This is a genomic window from Rhodopila sp. (assembly GCF_965277165.1).
GTDB lineage: Bacteria > Pseudomonadota > Alphaproteobacteria > Acetobacterales > Acetobacteraceae > Rhodopila.
In genome coordinates, this window is sequence record NZ_CBDICE010000005.1 from 119,260 (window position 1) to 135,929 (window position 16,670).

Annotated in this window: 14 protein-coding genes and 1 pseudogene; 10 read left to right on the forward strand and 5 right to left on the reverse strand. The window is 65.1% G+C overall.

The window, feature by feature from the left end:
* Positions 1-96 precede the first annotated feature (96 nt).
* The 4 genes from ACQY4Y_RS00945 (at position 97) to ACQY4Y_RS00960 (ending at position 4,713) form a co-directional block, all read left to right on the forward strand.
* Positions 97-1,509: a class II 3-deoxy-7-phosphoheptulonate synthase gene (locus ACQY4Y_RS00945; protein WP_428488702.1), complete on the forward strand. Its 1,413-nt coding sequence runs from the start codon at positions 97-99 to the stop codon at positions 1,507-1,509.
* Positions 1,510-1,534: 25 nt separating this feature from the next.
* Positions 1,535-2,704, forward strand: a complete 1,170-nt coding sequence (locus ACQY4Y_RS00950; protein ID WP_428490705.1) for a nicotinate phosphoribosyltransferase — start codon at positions 1,535-1,537, stop codon at positions 2,702-2,704.
* A 138-nt stretch (positions 2,705-2,842) separates the two neighbouring features.
* The gene (locus ACQY4Y_RS00955; RefSeq protein WP_428488703.1) at positions 2,843-3,871 is read left to right on the forward strand and encodes a dipeptidase; all 1,029 of its coding nucleotides are present in this window, start codon (positions 2,843-2,845) and stop codon (positions 3,869-3,871) included.
* Positions 3,871-4,713, forward strand: a complete 843-nt coding sequence (locus ACQY4Y_RS00960) for an aldo/keto reductase (RefSeq protein ID WP_428490706.1) — start codon at positions 3,871-3,873, stop codon at positions 4,711-4,713. The genes ACQY4Y_RS00955 and ACQY4Y_RS00960 overlap by 1 nt, the downstream gene beginning before the upstream one ends.
* A 4-nt stretch (positions 4,714-4,717) precedes the next feature.
* Here the strand turns inward: ACQY4Y_RS00960 and ACQY4Y_RS00965 are convergent, their stop codons facing one another.
* Positions 4,718-5,053 carry a LexA family protein gene (locus ACQY4Y_RS00965; protein ID WP_428488704.1) on the reverse strand — a complete coding sequence of 112 codons (336 nt, stop codon included), beginning with the start codon at positions 5,051-5,053 and terminating at the stop codon, positions 4,718-4,720.
* On the opposite strand from ACQY4Y_RS00965, the pseudogene ACQY4Y_RS00970 reads away from it, so the two are divergent.
* A pseudogene (locus ACQY4Y_RS00970) lies at positions 5,046-6,175 on the forward strand (IS630 family transposase). The gene ACQY4Y_RS00965 and the pseudogene ACQY4Y_RS00970 overlap by 8 nt on opposite strands.
* Positions 6,176-6,249: 74 nt before the next feature.
* Here the strand turns inward: ACQY4Y_RS00970 and ACQY4Y_RS00975 are convergent.
* Positions 6,250-7,212 carry an alpha/beta hydrolase gene (locus tag ACQY4Y_RS00975; RefSeq protein ID WP_428488705.1) on the reverse strand — a complete coding sequence of 321 codons (963 nt, stop codon included), beginning with the start codon at positions 7,210-7,212 and terminating at the stop codon, positions 6,250-6,252.
* On the opposite strand from ACQY4Y_RS00975, the gene ACQY4Y_RS00980 reads away from it, so the two are divergent.
* From ACQY4Y_RS00980 to ACQY4Y_RS01000, 5 genes are all read left to right on the forward strand, one after another.
* Complete coding sequence (locus tag ACQY4Y_RS00980) at positions 7,185-8,489, forward strand: TAXI family TRAP transporter solute-binding subunit (RefSeq protein WP_428488706.1); 1,305 nt, start codon at positions 7,185-7,187, stop codon at positions 8,487-8,489. The genes ACQY4Y_RS00975 and ACQY4Y_RS00980 overlap by 28 nt on opposite strands.
* A gap of 65 nt (positions 8,490-8,554) precedes the next feature.
* Positions 8,555-9,766, forward strand: a complete 1,212-nt coding sequence (locus ACQY4Y_RS00985; RefSeq protein ID WP_428488707.1) for an LLM class flavin-dependent oxidoreductase — start codon at positions 8,555-8,557, stop codon at positions 9,764-9,766.
* Positions 9,767-10,111: 345 nt separating this feature from the next.
* Positions 10,112-11,419, forward strand: a complete 1,308-nt coding sequence (locus ACQY4Y_RS00990) for an MFS transporter (RefSeq protein WP_428488708.1) — start codon at positions 10,112-10,114, stop codon at positions 11,417-11,419.
* A 34-nt stretch (positions 11,420-11,453) separates the two neighbouring features.
* On the forward strand, positions 11,454-12,947 hold the full coding sequence (locus ACQY4Y_RS00995; protein ID WP_428488709.1) for an MmgE/PrpD family protein: 1,494 nt from the start codon (positions 11,454-11,456) through the stop codon (positions 12,945-12,947).
* A gap of 124 nt (positions 12,948-13,071) precedes the next feature.
* On the forward strand, positions 13,072-13,743 hold the full coding sequence (locus ACQY4Y_RS01000; protein WP_428488710.1) for a class I SAM-dependent methyltransferase: 672 nt from the start codon (positions 13,072-13,074) through the stop codon (positions 13,741-13,743).
* A gap of 25 nt (positions 13,744-13,768) precedes the next feature.
* Here the strand turns inward: ACQY4Y_RS01000 and ACQY4Y_RS01005 are convergent, their stop codons facing one another.
* From ACQY4Y_RS01005 to nusB, 3 genes are all read right to left on the reverse strand, one after another.
* Positions 13,769-14,638, reverse strand: a complete 870-nt coding sequence (locus ACQY4Y_RS01005) for a DUF697 domain-containing protein (protein WP_428488711.1) — start codon at positions 14,636-14,638, stop codon at positions 13,769-13,771.
* Positions 14,638-16,014, reverse strand: coding sequence for a YcjX family protein (locus ACQY4Y_RS01010; protein ID WP_428488713.1), 1,377 nt, complete (start codon positions 16,012-16,014; stop codon positions 14,638-14,640). The genes ACQY4Y_RS01005 and ACQY4Y_RS01010 overlap by 1 nt, the downstream gene beginning before the upstream one ends.
* Before the next feature lie 156 nt (positions 16,015-16,170).
* Entirely contained in the window at positions 16,171-16,647 is a 477-nt protein-coding gene (gene nusB, locus ACQY4Y_RS01015; protein ID WP_428488714.1) for a transcription antitermination factor NusB, read from the reverse strand.
* Positions 16,648-16,670 lie beyond the last annotated feature (23 nt).

Genomic DNA, 16,670 nt, shown 5'->3' on the forward strand with positions numbered 1-16,670 from the left:
GAGCGGGCGGATCGTCCGGCTTGGGCCGACCCGTGCTGTCACCAACAGTAGCCTTGGCGCCAGTTTCGCGACATAAAGCGATCCAAGGAGACCGTTATGCCGACCGAGCTAGCCGCCGAATCCCCCCCACAGCGCCCGTGGAACCCGAATTCCTGGCGCGATTGCCCGATTCGCCAGGTCCCGACCTACCCGGACGCGACCAAGCTGGAGCAAATGGAAGCGCGCCTGGGCAAGTATCCGCCGCTGGTGTTTGCCGGTGAAGCGCGCCGGCTGAAGGCGCACCTGGCGCTGGCCGCAGAGGGCCGCGCCTTCGTGCTGCAGGGCGGCGACTGCGCCGAGAGTTTCGGGGATTTCACCGCCAATATCATCCGCGACACGTTCCGCGTGCTGCTGCAGATGGCGGTGGTGTTGACCTTCGGCGCCTCCTTGCCGGTGGTGAAGATCGGCCGCATGGCCGGGCAGTTCGCAAAGCCGCGCTCGTCCGACAGCGAAACCCAGAATGGGGTGACGCTGCCCAGCTATCGCGGCGATATCGTCAACGGCCCGGAGTTCTCGGAAGCCGCCCGGATCCCTGATCCGGCGCGCATGGAGTTCGGCTACTTCCAGTCCGCCAGCACGCTGAACCTGCTGCGGGCGTTTTCCTCCGGCGGTTATGCCGACCTGCACGAGGTGCATCGCTGGAACCTTGATTTCGTCGAGCGCTCGCCGCTGGCGGAGCGATACCAGGACCTGGCCTCGCGCATCGACGAGACGCTATCGTTCATGGCCGCCTGCGGCATGACCAGCACCACCACGCGCGACCTGCGGGAGACCGACTTCTACATCAGCCACGAAGCCCTCCTGCTGCCCTACGAACAGGCGCTCGCTCGGATTGATTCGACAACGAATGACTGGTATGGCTGCTCGGCGCATTTCCTTTGGATCGGCGACCGTACCCGCCAGGTCGAAGGCGCCCATGTCGAGTTCCTGCGCGGGCTGCGCAATCCGCTGGGGATCAAGGTCGGGCCGACGCAGGAACCCCAGGACCTGCTGCGGCTGCTGGATATCCTGAACCCGGCGAACGAGGCTGGCCGGATCACGCTGATCAGCCGCATGGGAGCCGATAAGGTCGGCGCCAGGCTGCCGCCGCTGGTGCGCGCGGTGGAACGGTCCGGCCACAAGGTGGTGTGGCTGTGTGATCCGATGCACGGCAATACGGTGACCACGGAACTGATGATGAAGACCCGCAGTTTCGACTCGATCCTGAGCGAGGTTCGCGGCTTCTTCGACATTCACACCGCGGAAGGCACCTGGGCCGGGGGCGTGCATGTCGAAATGACCGGGCACGACGTGACCGAGTGTATCGGCGGCGCCCATCGGCTGTCCGAACTCGACCTCAAGCGGCGCTACGAGACGTTCTGCGATCCGCGTTTGAATGCCGAACAGTCGCTGGAGCTGGCCTTCCTGGTGGCGGCCGAATTGAAGCGCCGTCGCCGGCCGGCCACCGCTGCCGTGCTGGCGGCGCAGTGAGCCGGCGCCGGTGACGGACGGGGGTATGGCGGGCAAGGGATTGAGCGAGCGTGGCGAGAATCTGGCGGTCGAGATCGGCGCGCGGACCGACAGCTACTTCAATCGCACTCGCCAGATCGTGGCGCGGTTCGGCGACAAGCGGGTCACTTACGCGGTGTTCATGCGCCGCCCGGTGATCTGCGCACCGAGGTTGATGCTGGACTGGCTTAAGCTGGCAGCGGATCTTCGCCGGACCGAGATCGAGGTCGACCTGATCCATCAGGAAGGCGACTGGGTGGGCGCCGGCGAACCGATTGTCTATCTGACCGGCGGGTTGGTGGATCTGTCGGATCTGGAGACAATCCTGCTGCAGAAGGTTGGCCCGGCCTGTGTTGCCGCGCACCACGCCTATCAGATGGCGCTGTCGCTGCCGTCGGCTGCGTTCCTGGCAATGGAGGCGCGCCACTGCGCTGGTGCCGAGATGCAGGACATGATGTCGTATGCCGCCTCGGTCGGCAGCGCGGCGGCCCGGCGCGAAGGCGCCAAAGGCTTCGTCGGGGGCGCCAACGATGCCACCGCACACTGGTTTGGCGCGACGCGGGGCTTCGGCACCATGCCGCATTCGCTGATCGGCTATGCCGGATCGACGCTGCGCGCCGCCGAAATGTTCCGCGAGACCTTTCCCAACGAGCCGATAACCGTGCTGGTGGATTATTTCGGCAAGGAGATCAGCGACGCGCTAGCGGTGTGCGCCCGGTTCCCTGAGCTTGCCGCGGAGGGTGGATTGTCGTTCCGGCTGGACACGCATGGCGGGCGGTTCCTGGAAGGGCTCGATCCGGCGGAGAGCTACGCCGTGCTGGAACGCCACGTGCCGGGTGCGATCCGGCGTTACCGCAGCGATGCGGAATTGCGCTTCCTGGTCGGCACGGGGGTTTCGGCGGCGGCGATCTGGCGCATGCGCGAGAGGCTGGATCAAGCTGGCTGGGGCGCGGTAAAGATCGTGGCATCGTCCGGTTTCGGGGTCGAAAAATGCCGCGTGATGGCGGATGCGAAAGCGCCGATCGATGTTGTCGGCACTGGCAGTTTCATTCCGGACTCGTGGCATGAGACCTACGCCACCGCCGACATCGTCGAATACGACGGTGTCCCGATGGTGAAGATCGGCCGTGAATTTTTACTTCGACGCAATGGTGCCAGGAAGCGCCACGGTCAATGATAATCCAGGGCGCGCCGATCGCCAGGATCGTTGGCGTCAAGCCGTGTCAGCGTTGATATTCGCTGAAATCCGGATGCTTGACTTCATTCCCGCCGCGCGCCTCTTCCGTGACGGGCGGTAATCTGTAACCTTGTCTGGATGAACGACGCCATTCAGCCAGACGCTTACTCGATCCACCGGACCATCGTGACGCTGGATACCCATATTGACATTCCCTGGCCCACTGGCCCTGACCCGTTCCAGGATGGACCGCGCCGGGTTGATCTGCCCAAGATGATACGCGGCGGGCTCAGTGCCGCCTGCTTCGTGGCCTATGTTCCGCAGATCGGCCGCACGCCGGCATCCGAAGATGCCGCCTACGCCCGCGCGGTGGCAATGCTGGAACAGATCAATCGCATGGGGCAGACGGATTCCACCATCGCGGTGCGGGTCGCCGCCAGAGCGGATTCGATCGTCGCAGCGAAGCGCGACGATGTGCTGGCGATCGTGCCGTGCGTCGAGAATGGCTTCGCCGTCGGCGCCGATCTGTCGCGCATCGCCACATTTCGCCGGTTGGGGGCGATCTATATGACGTTGACCCATAATGGCCACAACGCGCTGGCCGATTCCTGCAACCCGCGGCGCGACCTCGGCGACCGCGAGACCGAGCATGGCGGGCTGTCGGCATTGGGGCGGGCGGCGGTGGCGGCGATGAATCGGGTCGGCATGCTGGTCGATGTGGCGCACACCTCGCGTGACACCATGGTGCAGGCGGCGGAAGCCTCGCGCGCACCGATCGTTTCCACCCATTCCTGCGTCAGCGCGCTGTGCGATCATTCGCGCAACATGACCGACTGGCAGTTGGATGCGATCCGCGACGTGCGCGGGGTGATCCAGATCACCGCCGTCGCGGGGTTCCTGAAGCCGAACGCCAAGCCGGAAGAGGTGACGGCGGCCGATTTCGCCGATCATATCGAGTACGCGGTGAACCGGATCGGGATCGACCATGTGGGGATTTCCTCGGACTTCGACGGCGGCGGCGGGTTTTCCGATTGGCATGACGCCAGCCAGAGTCCCAACGTCACCGGGGAACTGCTGCGGCGTGGATTTGATCGCGGTGCGCTTGAAAAACTATGGGGCTGCAACTTCCTGCGAGTGATGCGGGTGGCAGAGGGATTGGCCGGGTGATGCGGATGGTCGCGTTGCCGGGCGGCGAGACGGTTCCGGCCCTGGGGCAGGGAACCTGGTACATGGGGGAGCGGCGTGGCGATACGGCGAAGCAGGCCGATGCGTTGCGGCTTGGCATCGATCTCGGTATGACGCTGATCGACACCGCCGAGATGTATGCCTCTGGCGGAGCCGAGGAGGTAGTGGCGACCGCATCGTCGGGGCTTCGCGATCGGCTGTTCATTGTCAGCAAGGTGCTGCCGCAGAACGCATCGCGTGGCGGCGTGGCGGCGGCGTGCGAGCGCAGCCTGAAGCGACTGAATACCGATCGGATCGATCTGTATCTGCTACACTGGCGCGGCGGCCATCCGCTGGCGGAAACGGTGGCGGCGTTCGAGGCGTTGAAGGCGGCCGGGAAAATTCGCTACTGGGGCGTGTCCAATCTCGACACCGCCGATATGCGCGAATTGCTGGCTGTGCCGGGGGGCGCCGGCTGTGCGGCGGATCAGGTGCTTTATCATCCGAACAGCCGCGGAATCGAGTTCGATCTGCTGGGTTGGTGCGCCGATCATAAGATCCCGGTGATGGCGTACTCGCCGCTGGGACATGATGTGCGCCGGTTGCTGGGATCGCCTGCGTTGCGGGCGGTGGCGGCGCGCCATGGTGCGACGCCGGCGCAGGTGGCGATCGCCTGGGGACTGCGCGGCGGCGGCAACGTGATCTCGATCCCGAAGGCGGCGGATGCGGCGCATGTGCGGGAAAATGCGGCCGCGGCGGAGATCAGCTTGACGGCCGATGACCTGGCGGCGATCGATGCGGCGCATCCGCCGCCGACGCGCAAGCAGGGGCTGGATTTGCTGTAGCCCGCTAGTACCTCGTCACAGTGGTTTTGACCGTTTGAGCGTGGCCTGGATTTAGCTCGGGCAACGCGGATCGGTCGAGTAGGACGACAATACTCCTAGGCACGCCCGGCTGACCTGAGATCAGCCCCGCCTTCTCAAGGTTGAGCACCATCTGATGCACGGACGGTGGTGTGGCCCGGAAGAACCGCATCATGTCCGCCTCCGCCGGTGGGCGCCCGTTCACCAGCGTATAGGCTTGGATAAACGCCAGATACTGGCCCTGCCTAGGGGTGAAATCTGGTCGCGAATCAGCGGCGCGATTCATCGTTGTCCTCGACAGCGGGGGATCAGCGATGAACATACGATACCGGGTAACCTGAACGAGACGGAAGGCGCTGAACTGACGGCGCTGCTCAACGGCGGCAAACATGCGGCACGCAAAATCAAACGGGCCCAAATCTTGCTGGCCGCCGACGCGGGCGTCAGCGACGACGTGATCGCCAGCAGCCTCTCTGTTGGCGGATCGACGGTCTACCGAACCAAACGGCGCTTCGTGGACGGCAACCTGGAACTGGCTCTGAGCGAGGAGCCCCGTCCAGGGGCAGGCCGCAAACTGTCCGGCAAGGAGACGGCGTTGCTGGTGGCAACCGCCTGTTCCAACCCCCCTGAGGGGCGCAAGCGATGGACGCTGGATCTGCTGGCCGGTGCGATGGTCCAACTGACAGAGCATGAGGACCTGTCACGCGAGACGGTGCGCCGGCGCCTCGCCGAAGACGATCTGAAGCCGTGGCGGCGCGACATGTGGTGCATTCCGCAGGTCGACGGCGCCTACGTTGCGCGGATGGAGGATGTGCTCGATCTCTACGCCGAGGAGGCTGATCCGAAGCGCCCGGTGGTTTGCTTCGACGAAAGTCCGACACAGTTGATCGGCGAGGTGCGCGAGCCGATCGCGGCCGAGCCGGGCCAGCCGGAGCGCTACGACTGTGAATACCGCCGTAATGGCACGACCAATTTGTTCGTGCTCCTCGATGCGCACAGATCCTGGCGCCATGTGAAGGTGACAGACCAGCGAACCGCGCGAGATTTTGCTGTCTCCATGCGCGATCTGGCCGACACCCATTATCCGGATGCGGACCAGATCCGCGTCGTGATGGACAATCTTTCCACACATACTGCCGGGGCACTCTACGAAACCTTCCCGGCACCTGAGGCGCACCGCATTCTCCAGCGCCTGGAGTTCCATTACACACCCAAGCACGCCAGTTGGCTGAACATGGTGGAGATCGAGATCGGTGTGCTGCGCGGCCAGTGTCTCGATCGCCGGATCGGTGAACGCGCGGTGCTCAACTCTGAAGTCGAGGCGTGGCAGCACCAGCGCAATGCCTCGGGCGCACGCATCAAATGGCAGTTCACAACACAGAGGGCGCGGCAGAAGTTAGCCCGCGCCTATCCTGACACCGCCAAAGAGTCAAAACCACTGTGACGAGGTACTAGAGCAATCCTTTTTCCGAGAGAGCGATCCACGCTTTTGGTGATGCCACCAAAAGCGATCGCACTCTACCCGGTCACCGAACGCAGGAACGCCTCCGACCGCGCCAAGGCGTCATCGGCCAACCGGTTTGGAAACAGCGTGAACCCATGGGCACCGCCTGGATAGATCGCCAGCTCCGCCGGGTTTGCCGCCGCCACCCAGCGGGCGTGCATGAACAGCGTATCGTCGAGCAGCGCATCCTGGGTTCCCACGCTGAACAGCGCCGGGCAAAGCCCGGTCAGATCGGCATAAAGCGGCGAGATGTCGGCCACCCGCCGATCGGTGATCGTCGGCAGAAAGGCGTTGTAGAACTGCTGCATATCGATCGTGCGCAGCACCAGCCGCCGATCGCCGAACGCCTTTTGGCTCGGTGTCATGCTGAGGTCGAAGGCGCCATAGATAAGGTTCGCGCCGCCGAATTGGGTGTAGCTGTAGCGGTCGCGCATCCGCAGCACGGTGACCGCAGACAGGTGTCCGCCGGCCGACTCACCGCCGATGGTCAAGACTTCGGTGCCGAACTCGGCTTTGGCGTTGTGCACCAGCCAGGCGGCGGCCGCCTCGCAATCGTCGGGTCCTGCTGGATACGGATGTTCCGGCGCCAGCCGGTATTCGACGCTGACCACGACCAGGCCGGTATTATCAGCGATGCGCTCCAGCATCGGGTCCTGCTGGTCAGCCGAACCCAGCACCCAGCCACCGCCGTGAAGGTGCAGGTAGACACCCTTTATCTGGTCGGGTGCGATGATTCGCAGCGGGATCTTGTTGCCGTCCCGCCCGCTGATGATGATGGTCCGCGCCCGAGCCGACTTGATCGCCGGCGGGAACGGCCCACGGCCCTGCCGGCGGGCTTCACGGGTCTGTTCGGCACCGACGTTCCACCACTCCGGCAGGCCGGTCATCAAGCCGACCAGCGTATCGTTCAGCTTTGCCGTGTCGTCGGCGATGGCGTCCGGTCGGAACAGTGCCGGCCGCAATGGATTGTCGGTCATACAATTCTCCTCGATTTTCACGGACCGGAGCCATGTTTCCCAGTATATCGGGTCTTGCCGAATCCAAAAGTCTTGGCGCAGGTTGTACCCTGGCGGGACGCCAAAGCTGGTGCCGTTCGGCGGGATCAATTAAATCATTACTTCGATCTTATTGTGGAGTATTATCAATGCCGCGTAAGCGCCCCATGCTGGCGTTATTGATCGCCGGCCTGTCTGTGCCGGTCGTTGCGGTATCGGGTCAACCCGGCGATTCAGTGGCCTACGCAGTACGCAGGGCCAGCACCCAAAATAACACAATCGGCCTGATTGCCGGGGGCGCCGGCAGCACCGATGCGCGGATCGCCGGCGACATCGCGCAGGTGCTGGACGACGGCGACAAACTGCGCGTGCTGCCAATGCTGGGCGAAGGGTCGGTGCAGAACCTTGCCGATCTGATCTACCTCAAGGGCGTCGATGTCGCCATTGTACATACTGATGTCCTGACAGAGACCATGCAGAGTGGGGCGATCCCACGAGAATCATCGGTGCAATACATCGCCAAGTTGTTTCCCGAGGAGGTTCACGTCCTGGCGCGCACAGACGTTGCCAGTCTGAAGGATCTGAACGGCAGGATCGTGTCGATCGGGGCCCTGGGCAGCGGAACCGAACTGACCGCGTCAGCCTTACTGGATATGGTCCACGTCACTCCGAACGTCACGCACGCATCGGATTCCACGGCGCTGGAGCGGCTGCGCCGCGGCGAAATCGCCGCGATGTTCGTGGTCGGCGGCGAACCAGTACCGTTGCTGCAGGGGATCGAGCCCGGCGCCGGGCTGCACTTCCTGCCAATCCCGTTGAACGCGCAAATCGTCGAGGCCTATTTGCCGACCAGCCTGGACCACCAGCGTTATCCCAACATGGTGCCTACCGGGTCGTCGGTCGATACGGTGGCGGTCGGATCGGTTTTGGTCACACTGGCCGCAACCTCCGACACCCAGCGCGCCAAACGGGTAAATCGTTTTGTTGACGCATTTTTTGACCGGTTCCCGCAATTGCGTCAAGCCGAATTCCATCCGAAATGGCGTGAGGTGAACCTGGCGGCCCAGGTGCAGGGCTGGACCCGCTACCCCGAGGCTGTCAACGATCTCAAACGGGACCAAGGCGATAACGACCTGCGCACCTCATTCGACAACTACGTCAGCCAGTCCGGGCAGAAGTCGTCCGGTATGAACAACGAGCGGCGCGAAGCATTGTTCCGCGATTTCCTGCGCTGGCGCGAACAGCACAGTGGCCCCTGAACGCTAACATCGACTTGGCGCCGCCACGCGCCTAGGATACCCGCCAGTAGCTGGAGGGACAGTCGATGAAATTCGGGATCTTTTACGAATTGCAGTGCCCGCGGCCGTGGGAAGCCGACACCGAGCAGAAGCTGTACCAGAACGCGCTGTCGCAGGTCGAACTGGCGGATCGGCTCGGCTATCACTACGCCTGGGAAGTCGAACATCACTTCCTGGAAGAGTATTCGCACTCGCCGCAGCCCGAGGTGTTCCTGGCTGCCGCCAGCCAACGCACCCGCCAGATCCGCCTCGGCCACGGCATCATCCAGTTGACTACCAACCACCCGGCAAGGGTCGCCGAGAAGGTCGCCTGTCTCGACCTGGTCAGCAACGGGCGTGTCGAGTTCGGCATGGGCGAAGGCGCCTCGATCACCGAATTGGCGCCATTCAACCGCCAGATGGAGGACAAGCAGGCGGTCTGGGAGGACGGGGTGCGCTGCGTGCTGCCTATGTTCAAGGACGCTGGCTGGGAATATGACGGCCCGTATTTCAAGTTCCCTCTGCGAAACGTACTCCCGAAGCCGGTGCAAAAGCCGCATCCGCCACTTTGGGTCGCCTGTTCTCAACTGGAGACCATCGAACTCGCCGGTCGATGCGGCATCGGCGCCCTGGGATTTCAGTTCCTGTCGGCGGAGATGGCGCACGCCTGGGTGCACGCCTATTACAACTCTTTTGTGCTGCGTCAGCAAAAGCTTACGGACTACCAGTCCAACTGCAACATCGCCATGGTCAGCTATTTCATGTGCGCCGAGACCGACGAAGAGGCGCGGCGGCGCGCCGATGGCGTAACGTTCTTCCAGTTCTCGCTGGCCTATTACAGTAATTCCCGCAACCGCGAGCGCGCCGCCCCCGGCACCGTCAGCCTGTGGGAGGAATACCTGAAATGGAAGCAGGCCAACCCGGAACTCGCCCACAAGGCGCTGACCGGTGGCCTGATTGGATCACCGGAAACCATCCGTCGGAAACTGCATCGTTTTGAGGCATCCCACGTCGACCAGATCATCCTGCTGAACCAGGCTGGCAAGAACAGCCACCCGCATATCTGCGAAAGCCTGGAAATGTTCGCCGCCGAGGTGATGCCCGAATTCACCGCCAAGGAACCCGAGCATCATGAGTGGAAGCGTAAGGTGCTGTCGCGCGAAATCGAATTGGAGGACATCGACACGACGCCGTTCAAGGAACGCACCGGTGTCGGCAAAGGCGTTGCCATCGACAAGCTTGCAACCGCGGCTGAATAGCTAGACTGAGCTCCGAATATGTCATGACCGAGCGGTCTTTGGCGCAGTCAGCCGGCTTGTTTGCACCACCACCTTAAGCCACCGTTCACAAGCCACTGGCCACCCTGGACATATTGATAACTACATCGCCGGGATCGCTTTCGCTCCACCGCTTGCAAGCTGCACTTGTCGCCAAAACGTGAGGATCCCGTAGCGGCTTTTCCTTTGACACCAGACCGCCCCGGTCGCATTGCGCTTAGACGTCATACCGGGGTTGGCGGGATCACAACGAACCTCTTGCGTCGCCGCGTCAGCATAGACGTCACACCCGCGATTTAGACGGGTGGGCGCGCAGGGAGACCATTCATGGAACAGCCAGGCCGGGCCGTCCGCACGCGGCGCGTACGGAATATTCAAAATTCGAGCTTATTGCTGATATTTATCATTTGTGTGGTCAATTACATGGATCGCGGAACGTTATCGGTGGCAAACCCGCTGATACGCAACGAATTGGGCCTGTCGATTGCGGAAATGGGCGTGCTGCTGTCGGCTTTCCTCTGGCCATACGCCTTCACCCTTTTGGTGGCCGGAGCGGTCGTCGACCGCGGCAAACCGCGCCGAGTGCTAACGGTCTCGCTCATCGTCTGGTCGCTGGCCCAGGCCGCCGCCGGCTTCATCGCTAGTTACGGCCAATTCCTCGTTGCGCGTGCCCTGCTGGGCATTGGCGAAGCGCCAATGTTTCCCACCGCGGCGCGCGTGGTGAAGGATTGGTATCATGAAAAAGATCAGGCCCTGGGCGTTGGGATCTGGAATGGAGCGCCATCCCTTGGCACAGCCATTGCCCCTGCCCTGCTTACCCCGATCATGCTGGTATTCGGCTGGCGCTGGATGTTCGTGCTGATGGGTGGGCTTGGCATTATCCTCGCGGCCGTGTGGTACGGGGTGTATCGTGATTTCGATGCCGGAACTCTAGAGCCGATGGACCGGCACTACCTGTACGACGGCGGTGAGATTCCCGAGGCGCGCCCGGTGCAGGCCGGGGCCTGGGGCAAGCTGTTCGGCTTCCGCACCACCTGGGGCCTCATCCTCGGCTTCTTCGGCAACGTCTATATTGGGTGGCTGTTCATCGCCTGGCTGCCCGGTTACCTGGAAATGCAGCGCCACATGAGCATCCCGAAGACCGGGCTCGTCGCCTCGGTGCCATTCCTGTTCGGCCTGGTCGGCAGCATCGGAGGCGGCTTCCTGGCCGACCGGCTGACCTCGCGCGGCATGACCGCGATCGCCAGCCGCAAACTGCTGACCGTGATCGGGATGGTGGCGATGTCCCTGGCGACCTTTGTCGCCGCCGAGACGGCGAGCAATCTGGTCGCTGTGGCCTCGATCTCGGTTGCCATCTTCTTCGGCTTCAGTGCCTCGGGCACGTCCTGGTCGCTGGCCAATGCCTGCGCGCCGTCCAGTTATGCGGCTTCGCTGGGGGCGATCATGGATTTCGGCGGATTCATCGGCGGCGCGCTGGCGCCGATGGTCACCGGTTTCGTGGTGCAGATCACCGGGTCTTTCACGCCGGCGTTGCTGGTCGCCGGTGCTATCGGCCTATGTTCCGCGGCAGCCTATGTTCTGTTCATCCCGGCCGAACCGATCCCCAGCGCGGCGTTGGCCCCCAGCCTGGCCTGACCGGCCCACACCATCGCCGACGCGTCCACACGCCTTGAAGATTGCGCCCGGGGCGATCATGCTCGGCGATCTCGCCGCGGCGGTTGCGGTGCGATCACGCGAGGGACTGCCAATGCCCGCCACTCCGGCCGCGACCACATCAGCCACAACCACGCTGGCACGACAGCTGGCCCACCGCATCCACGCGCTGCGGTTCGAGGACATCACCCAAGCCGCGCTGGACTGGGCCGCCAGTGCGTTCGTGGACACGGTTGGCGTTACCCTCGCCGGCATCCGCGAGGATGCCCCGCGGATCCTGCTTCGCGTTCCCGGCATCGCTGCCGCGTCGGGACCGGCGCTGATCCTCGGCACCAGCCGCCGCACCAGCGTGCTCGATGCGGCATTGATCAATGGTGTCGCCTCGCACGCGCTGGATTATGACGATGTCGCCGGATCGATGGGCGGCCATCCCTCGGTCATGCTGGTGCCGGCGCTGATCCCGCTGGCCGAGATGGCGGCCGGCAGCGGCCGCGACCTTCTGCTGGCTTACGTCGTGGGCTTCGAAACCGAGTGCCGCATTGCCCGCGGGGTGAATTTCCATCACTATGACAAAGGCTGGCACCCGACCGCCACACTGGGCATCTTCGGCACCGTCGCCGCGGCCGCCAGCCTGTTGCGCCTGTCGATCGACCAGACCGCCACAGCGCTCGGCATGGCCGCGTCCTTCGCCGCGGGACTGAAGGCCAATTTCGGCACCATGACCAAGCCGTTGCACGTTGGACATGCCATCCGCGACGGGGTGTTCGCCGCGCTGATGGCGAATCAGGGCTTCACCGCCAACCAGGCCGCATTCGAGCACAAGCAGGGTTTTCTCGAGGTGCTCAATGGCCCTGGCAGCTACGATACCGACCGCATCCTCGACGCCTGGTACCAGCCGTTCGAGTGCGGGGGCGCCGCCGATCCAGGCCTGAAGCCCTACCCGCGCTGCGGCAGCACCCATCCTTCGATCGGCCGGGCGATCGAACTCGCCCAGCGCCACGATCTTGACCCGGCGCGCATCGTCCGCGTCAGCGTCATGCCGCACGCCCGCCGGCTGCCGCATACCGACAATCCCGATCCGCGCACGCCGCTCGCCGCCAAATTCAGCATGCAATACTGCGTCGCCCGAGCGCTGACGGACCGATCGGTGAAACTGTCGGATTTCGAGGCGGATGCGCCGTTCGATCCTAACGTTCGGCGGTTGATGGGGTGCCTGAACGCCAGGCCGCACCCCGACATGGCGCGGGATTGGGGCACCGAGGTGATCGTGGAGACCGCCGATGGCGGCCGTTTCGCGTCCCGCCTGGACGATTATCCAAGTCGCGGGCCGGCTGGCGATCCGATGACGCACGCCGAGCTGTGGAGCAAATTCTCCGACTGCGCCGAACGCAGCCTGCCCCGATCCAGCCTGCCCGCGGTGTTCGACAGCCTGATGCAGATCGCCTCGCTGGCGCGCGTGAACGACCTGACGGCGTTGCTGCAGCCGAGCCCCGGTAGCAGAGCGGCCTGAGCGGACCTTGGGCGAAATTCCGCCCCGCTCGACCGTGGGCGGGACAATCAACGCAACGGATGACATCCGCCGCGCCGATGCGCTAACACCCGCTTCAGACATCATCACTGGAGCCGATCATAACGTGGTCGAAGCAGCGGGCTCAATCCACGCCGACATCATGCGCCGCATCCACGGCGGCGATATCTACGCCGGATTCGTGCCGACCTTCGCCGACGATCGGCAGGGCTGGAACAGCCAGCATCCGGTGTTCGAGCAGATAATCCGCGGGCTGCGCCCCAGCGTGGTGATCGACGTCGGGACCTGGAAAGGCGCCTCCACCATCTACCTGGCCGGGCTTTTGCAACGCAACGGGCTGGCCGGCGCGGTCATCGCGGTGGACACCTTCCTGGGCAGCGTGGAGCACTGGGACCGGTCCTCGGCGTTTGCCGGGCTGATCCCGCATCGTTTCGGCATGCCGCTGCTATACGAGCAGTTCTTGAGCAACGTCGTCCGATGCCGCGCCCAGGGCTGGATCGTGCCGCTGGCGATGACCTCGACCGCCGCCGGGGTGCTGCTGGGGCGAGTCGGCATTCGCGCCGGCCTGATCCACATCGACGCGTCGCATGAATATGAAGATGTGCTGCGCGATGCCCGCGCCTATTGGGAAGTGCTGACCCCGGGGGGTTTCATGGTCGGGGACGACTACGATGAGCACTGGCCGGGCGTGGTCAAGGCCGCCAACGAGTTCGCCGCCGAGAAGTCGGTGCCGCTGGCGACCAGCGCACCGAAATGGATCATGCAAAAGCCGCTGTGAAGGCGCGAAGCGGCCAGCAGCCGGACTACCCGCGCGGCAGCGGTGAACATGCCGCGGCGGCGGCGCGGGCCAGCACGATCATCCGCCGCGCGGCCACGCCGGCACCCGCGACGTCGCCGGCCAGTTGGCGCAACAGCGGGTGGGCGATCACCGCGTGGGTGGCCGCGTTGACCGCCATTTCGGTGGCCGCGACCCCGGCCGCGGCGAGTGCCGTCTTCTGTAGCAGCGCGAGGGTACCCAGCAGCCCTGGCCGCAAGCCGTGCAGCGCCGCCACTCGCCGGATCAGCCGCATTCCGCACCAGCCCACAGTCAGCACGTCGAGCGCCGGCGTTGGCGTCGCCGCGACGATCGCCACGCTCTGCAACGCCGCGGTGCGTCCCAGCGCGTCGGTGGCATCGCGCAACGCCTGCTGCGGTCCGGCCCGCAGCAGCGCCAGTATTGATTCAGGGGTGTCGGCCGCCGCCACCGCAGGGCCGATCGCGGCATGCTGCGGCAAGGCGTCGAGCCAGCGCCGCGCCGCCGCGGCAACCCTGTCGGCCTCGCCACTGGCGAAATCGGCTCGCAGTTGATCGACCCGGCGCAGCTTCGCCAGGCCACTGAGTTCGCGGCCGATACCGAGGCCAATCAGGCCGAACCCGGCGACCAGCACGGCAACCCCGGCCCAGCCCAGCGCACCCCAGCGGTCGAATAGCTCGCTGACCAGCCAGGCCGCCCAGAGCAGCGGCATGCCGATGCCGAAGACGACCGCTCCGACCAGCGCGGGCGGCAGGCGCCAGCGCACCGGGTCGGCGGCGGGCAGGATCATCGGCACCGCTTCGAGCCGAGGGGCGACCTCGGGTTCCAGCTTAAGGAACGGTTCGGGGGCGGCTTCCATGACCAAGGGTCGAGTGTCCATCACAGAACATCCATCAGGAGAAAAGCCAGCAAACTGTCGAGCCCGAGTTGCGGTATGCCGCCGCGCCCGGCGTCGGGCAGGCGCATCGGTTCGAAGTCGGGCAGCGCAAGAAAGCGATGTTGCCAGAACGCCGCATCGGGCGGGTGGTCGGGAACCTCGCCGGGATAGAATCGCGCCGGCCTGGGTTCGCCGATGATGCGGCCGCGCACGGCTGACACCGGACGCCCGGCCAAGGTCTCTACGACATCCTCGGTGCAGCGCACCGCGGCGATCGAAAATACCGCTGAGGTCGCGCCTCCGTCCGGTATCCGCGTGACCCGCCGCATCAGCGCGGCGAGATTGGTGCGCTGGCGGGTGGCGATGTGATCGGCCTTGGTGGCGGCGAAGGCGACCCGCCCGATCGATCGCGGCGGCAGTTGCAGGCGAGCGAAGGCGGCGAGCCATTCGGTCCAGGACCCATCCCAGCGCAGCGCAGCGGCGGCTGCAGCCAGCGCCGCCTGGGCGTCGGCAAAGGCCGATTGGCCCTGGTTCAGAGCGGACAGCAGATCGGTCAACACCACCAGCCCATCGAGATCACCGAACATTGGCGACATCAGATCGTGTCGCACGCTTTCGACATAGGCATTGAACCGGCTCTGCATAAGGGTCGCCAGCGGGCCGTGTCCGGGCAGCGGAAAAAACTCGGTCCACGGCGGTGGGGCGCCGGGCGGCGGCATCAGGAACCGCCCGGGTTGCAGGAACGCCCATCCGGCTTCATCACGCAGCCGCCGCAACAGCTCGGTGTACAGCCGGTGGCCGGTCGCGGTCAGCGCTTCGTCGGCCTTTGCCGCGGCGGGCAGGCCGCGGACAAAGGCCATGAACGGGCGGGCGGTCTCGGCGATTTCAGTGGCCTCAAGCCGGCGCAGGGTCGCCACCGACCAGTCCGCGAAGTCCTGGCTGAGCAGCGGCAGATCGAGCAGCCACTCACCGGGATAATCCAGGAACTCGAGGCGGCGGCGCTGTGCGGCGAACGGGGCCAGAAGGCCCTCCCTGGGCAAATCGAGGTCAAGCGCCAGCAAGGAAACAGCCATGGTGCGGGCCGGCCACCGCGGCGGGTCGGCGGCAAGTGCGGCCATGTTGGAGGCGAAGTCGAAGCGCGGGATAGCCGATGCCGCGGCCGGCGCCACCGAGATCTGGAGCCGGCGGCCGCGCAGGTGTTCGGAAAGCGCCGGAAGCGTCGGGCGTCCGGCCGACAGCGCCAATAGATTGGCGGCGACCGAGGTCAGCAGCGCGGTCTTGCCCGACCGCGCCAGACCCGTGATGCCGATGCGGACGGTGCTGCGCATCCGCAGCACATCGCTCGCCAGACGGGTAGCGCTGAGGATCGAGGCCGACACTCAGGCGGCCCCGGACCGAGGCGCGATGGTGGTGTTCATGACGGTGCCAGCAAGCTTGAGGTTCACCCGATACGGGAGGTTAACGCGGAGACCGGCACGATCGCCGACACATCGATGTCGCCAGCCCGAAGTTCGTCACATCAGGCAATACTTCAGCTAGAACTCCGTCTCCCGCAACGACCGCGCCAGCCGGTCCAGGACCGCGTTCGCCAGACCCGGTTCCGGGCCGGTGAAGAAACCGCGGGCGATATCAAGGTACTCGTTGATCACCACCTTGGCCGGCGGTCCGTCGGTCATCGACAGTTCCGCTGCCCCGGCACGCATCAGCGCGCGCAGCACCGGGTCGATCCGGCCCAGCGGCCAGTCGGCGGGCAGCGCGTCCACCAGCAGCGGATCGATCACGTCCTGGCGCCGCACCGCCTCGCGCACCACGCGGCTGAACAGCGGCACCTCGGCGTCGGGGATGCGGCCGTCCTCGAAGCCATCCTGACCTGCCAGCACCCCCAGGCGGTGGCGCACGAACTGCTCGATCACCGCCTCGGCATTGTCACCGGCCTGCTCGGCCTGGAACAACGCCTGCACGGCGGCGACGCGGGACGCGGTGCGGGTGCGGGTTTTCGGCAGACGCCCCATCAGACGGCGCCCTGCGCCGGATG

What these genes read in the sequence shown, in the direction of transcription:
- ACQY4Y_RS00945 (WP_428488702.1), top strand. Translation starts at nt 97, where the DNA reads ATGCCGACCGAGCTAGCCGCCGAATCCCCCCCACAGCGCCCGTGGAAC.
- ACQY4Y_RS00950 (WP_428490705.1), top strand. Translation starts at nt 1,535, where the DNA reads ATGGCGGGCAAGGGATTGAGCGAGCGTGGCGAGAATCTGGCGGTCGAG.
- ACQY4Y_RS00955 (WP_428488703.1), top strand. Translation starts at nt 2,843, where the DNA reads ATGAACGACGCCATTCAGCCAGACGCTTACTCGATCCACCGGACCATC.
- ACQY4Y_RS00960 (WP_428490706.1), top strand. Translation starts at nt 3,871, where the DNA reads ATGCGGATGGTCGCGTTGCCGGGCGGCGAGACGGTTCCGGCCCTGGGG.
- ACQY4Y_RS00965 (WP_428488704.1), bottom strand. Translation starts at nt 5,053, where the DNA reads ATGTTCATCGCTGATCCCCCGCTGTCGAGGACAACGATGAATCGCGCC.
- ACQY4Y_RS00975 (WP_428488705.1), bottom strand. Translation starts at nt 7,212, where the DNA reads ATGACCGACAATCCATTGCGGCCGGCACTGTTCCGACCGGACGCCATC.
- ACQY4Y_RS00985 (WP_428488707.1), top strand. Translation starts at nt 8,555, where the DNA reads ATGAAATTCGGGATCTTTTACGAATTGCAGTGCCCGCGGCCGTGGGAA.
- ACQY4Y_RS00990 (WP_428488708.1), top strand. Translation starts at nt 10,112, where the DNA reads ATGGAACAGCCAGGCCGGGCCGTCCGCACGCGGCGCGTACGGAATATT.
- ACQY4Y_RS01005 (WP_428488711.1), bottom strand. Translation starts at nt 14,638, where the DNA reads ATGGACACTCGACCCTTGGTCATGGAAGCCGCCCCCGAACCGTTCCTT.
- nusB (WP_428488714.1), bottom strand. Translation starts at nt 16,647, where the DNA reads ATGGGGCGTCTGCCGAAAACCCGCACCCGCACCGCGTCCCGCGTCGCC.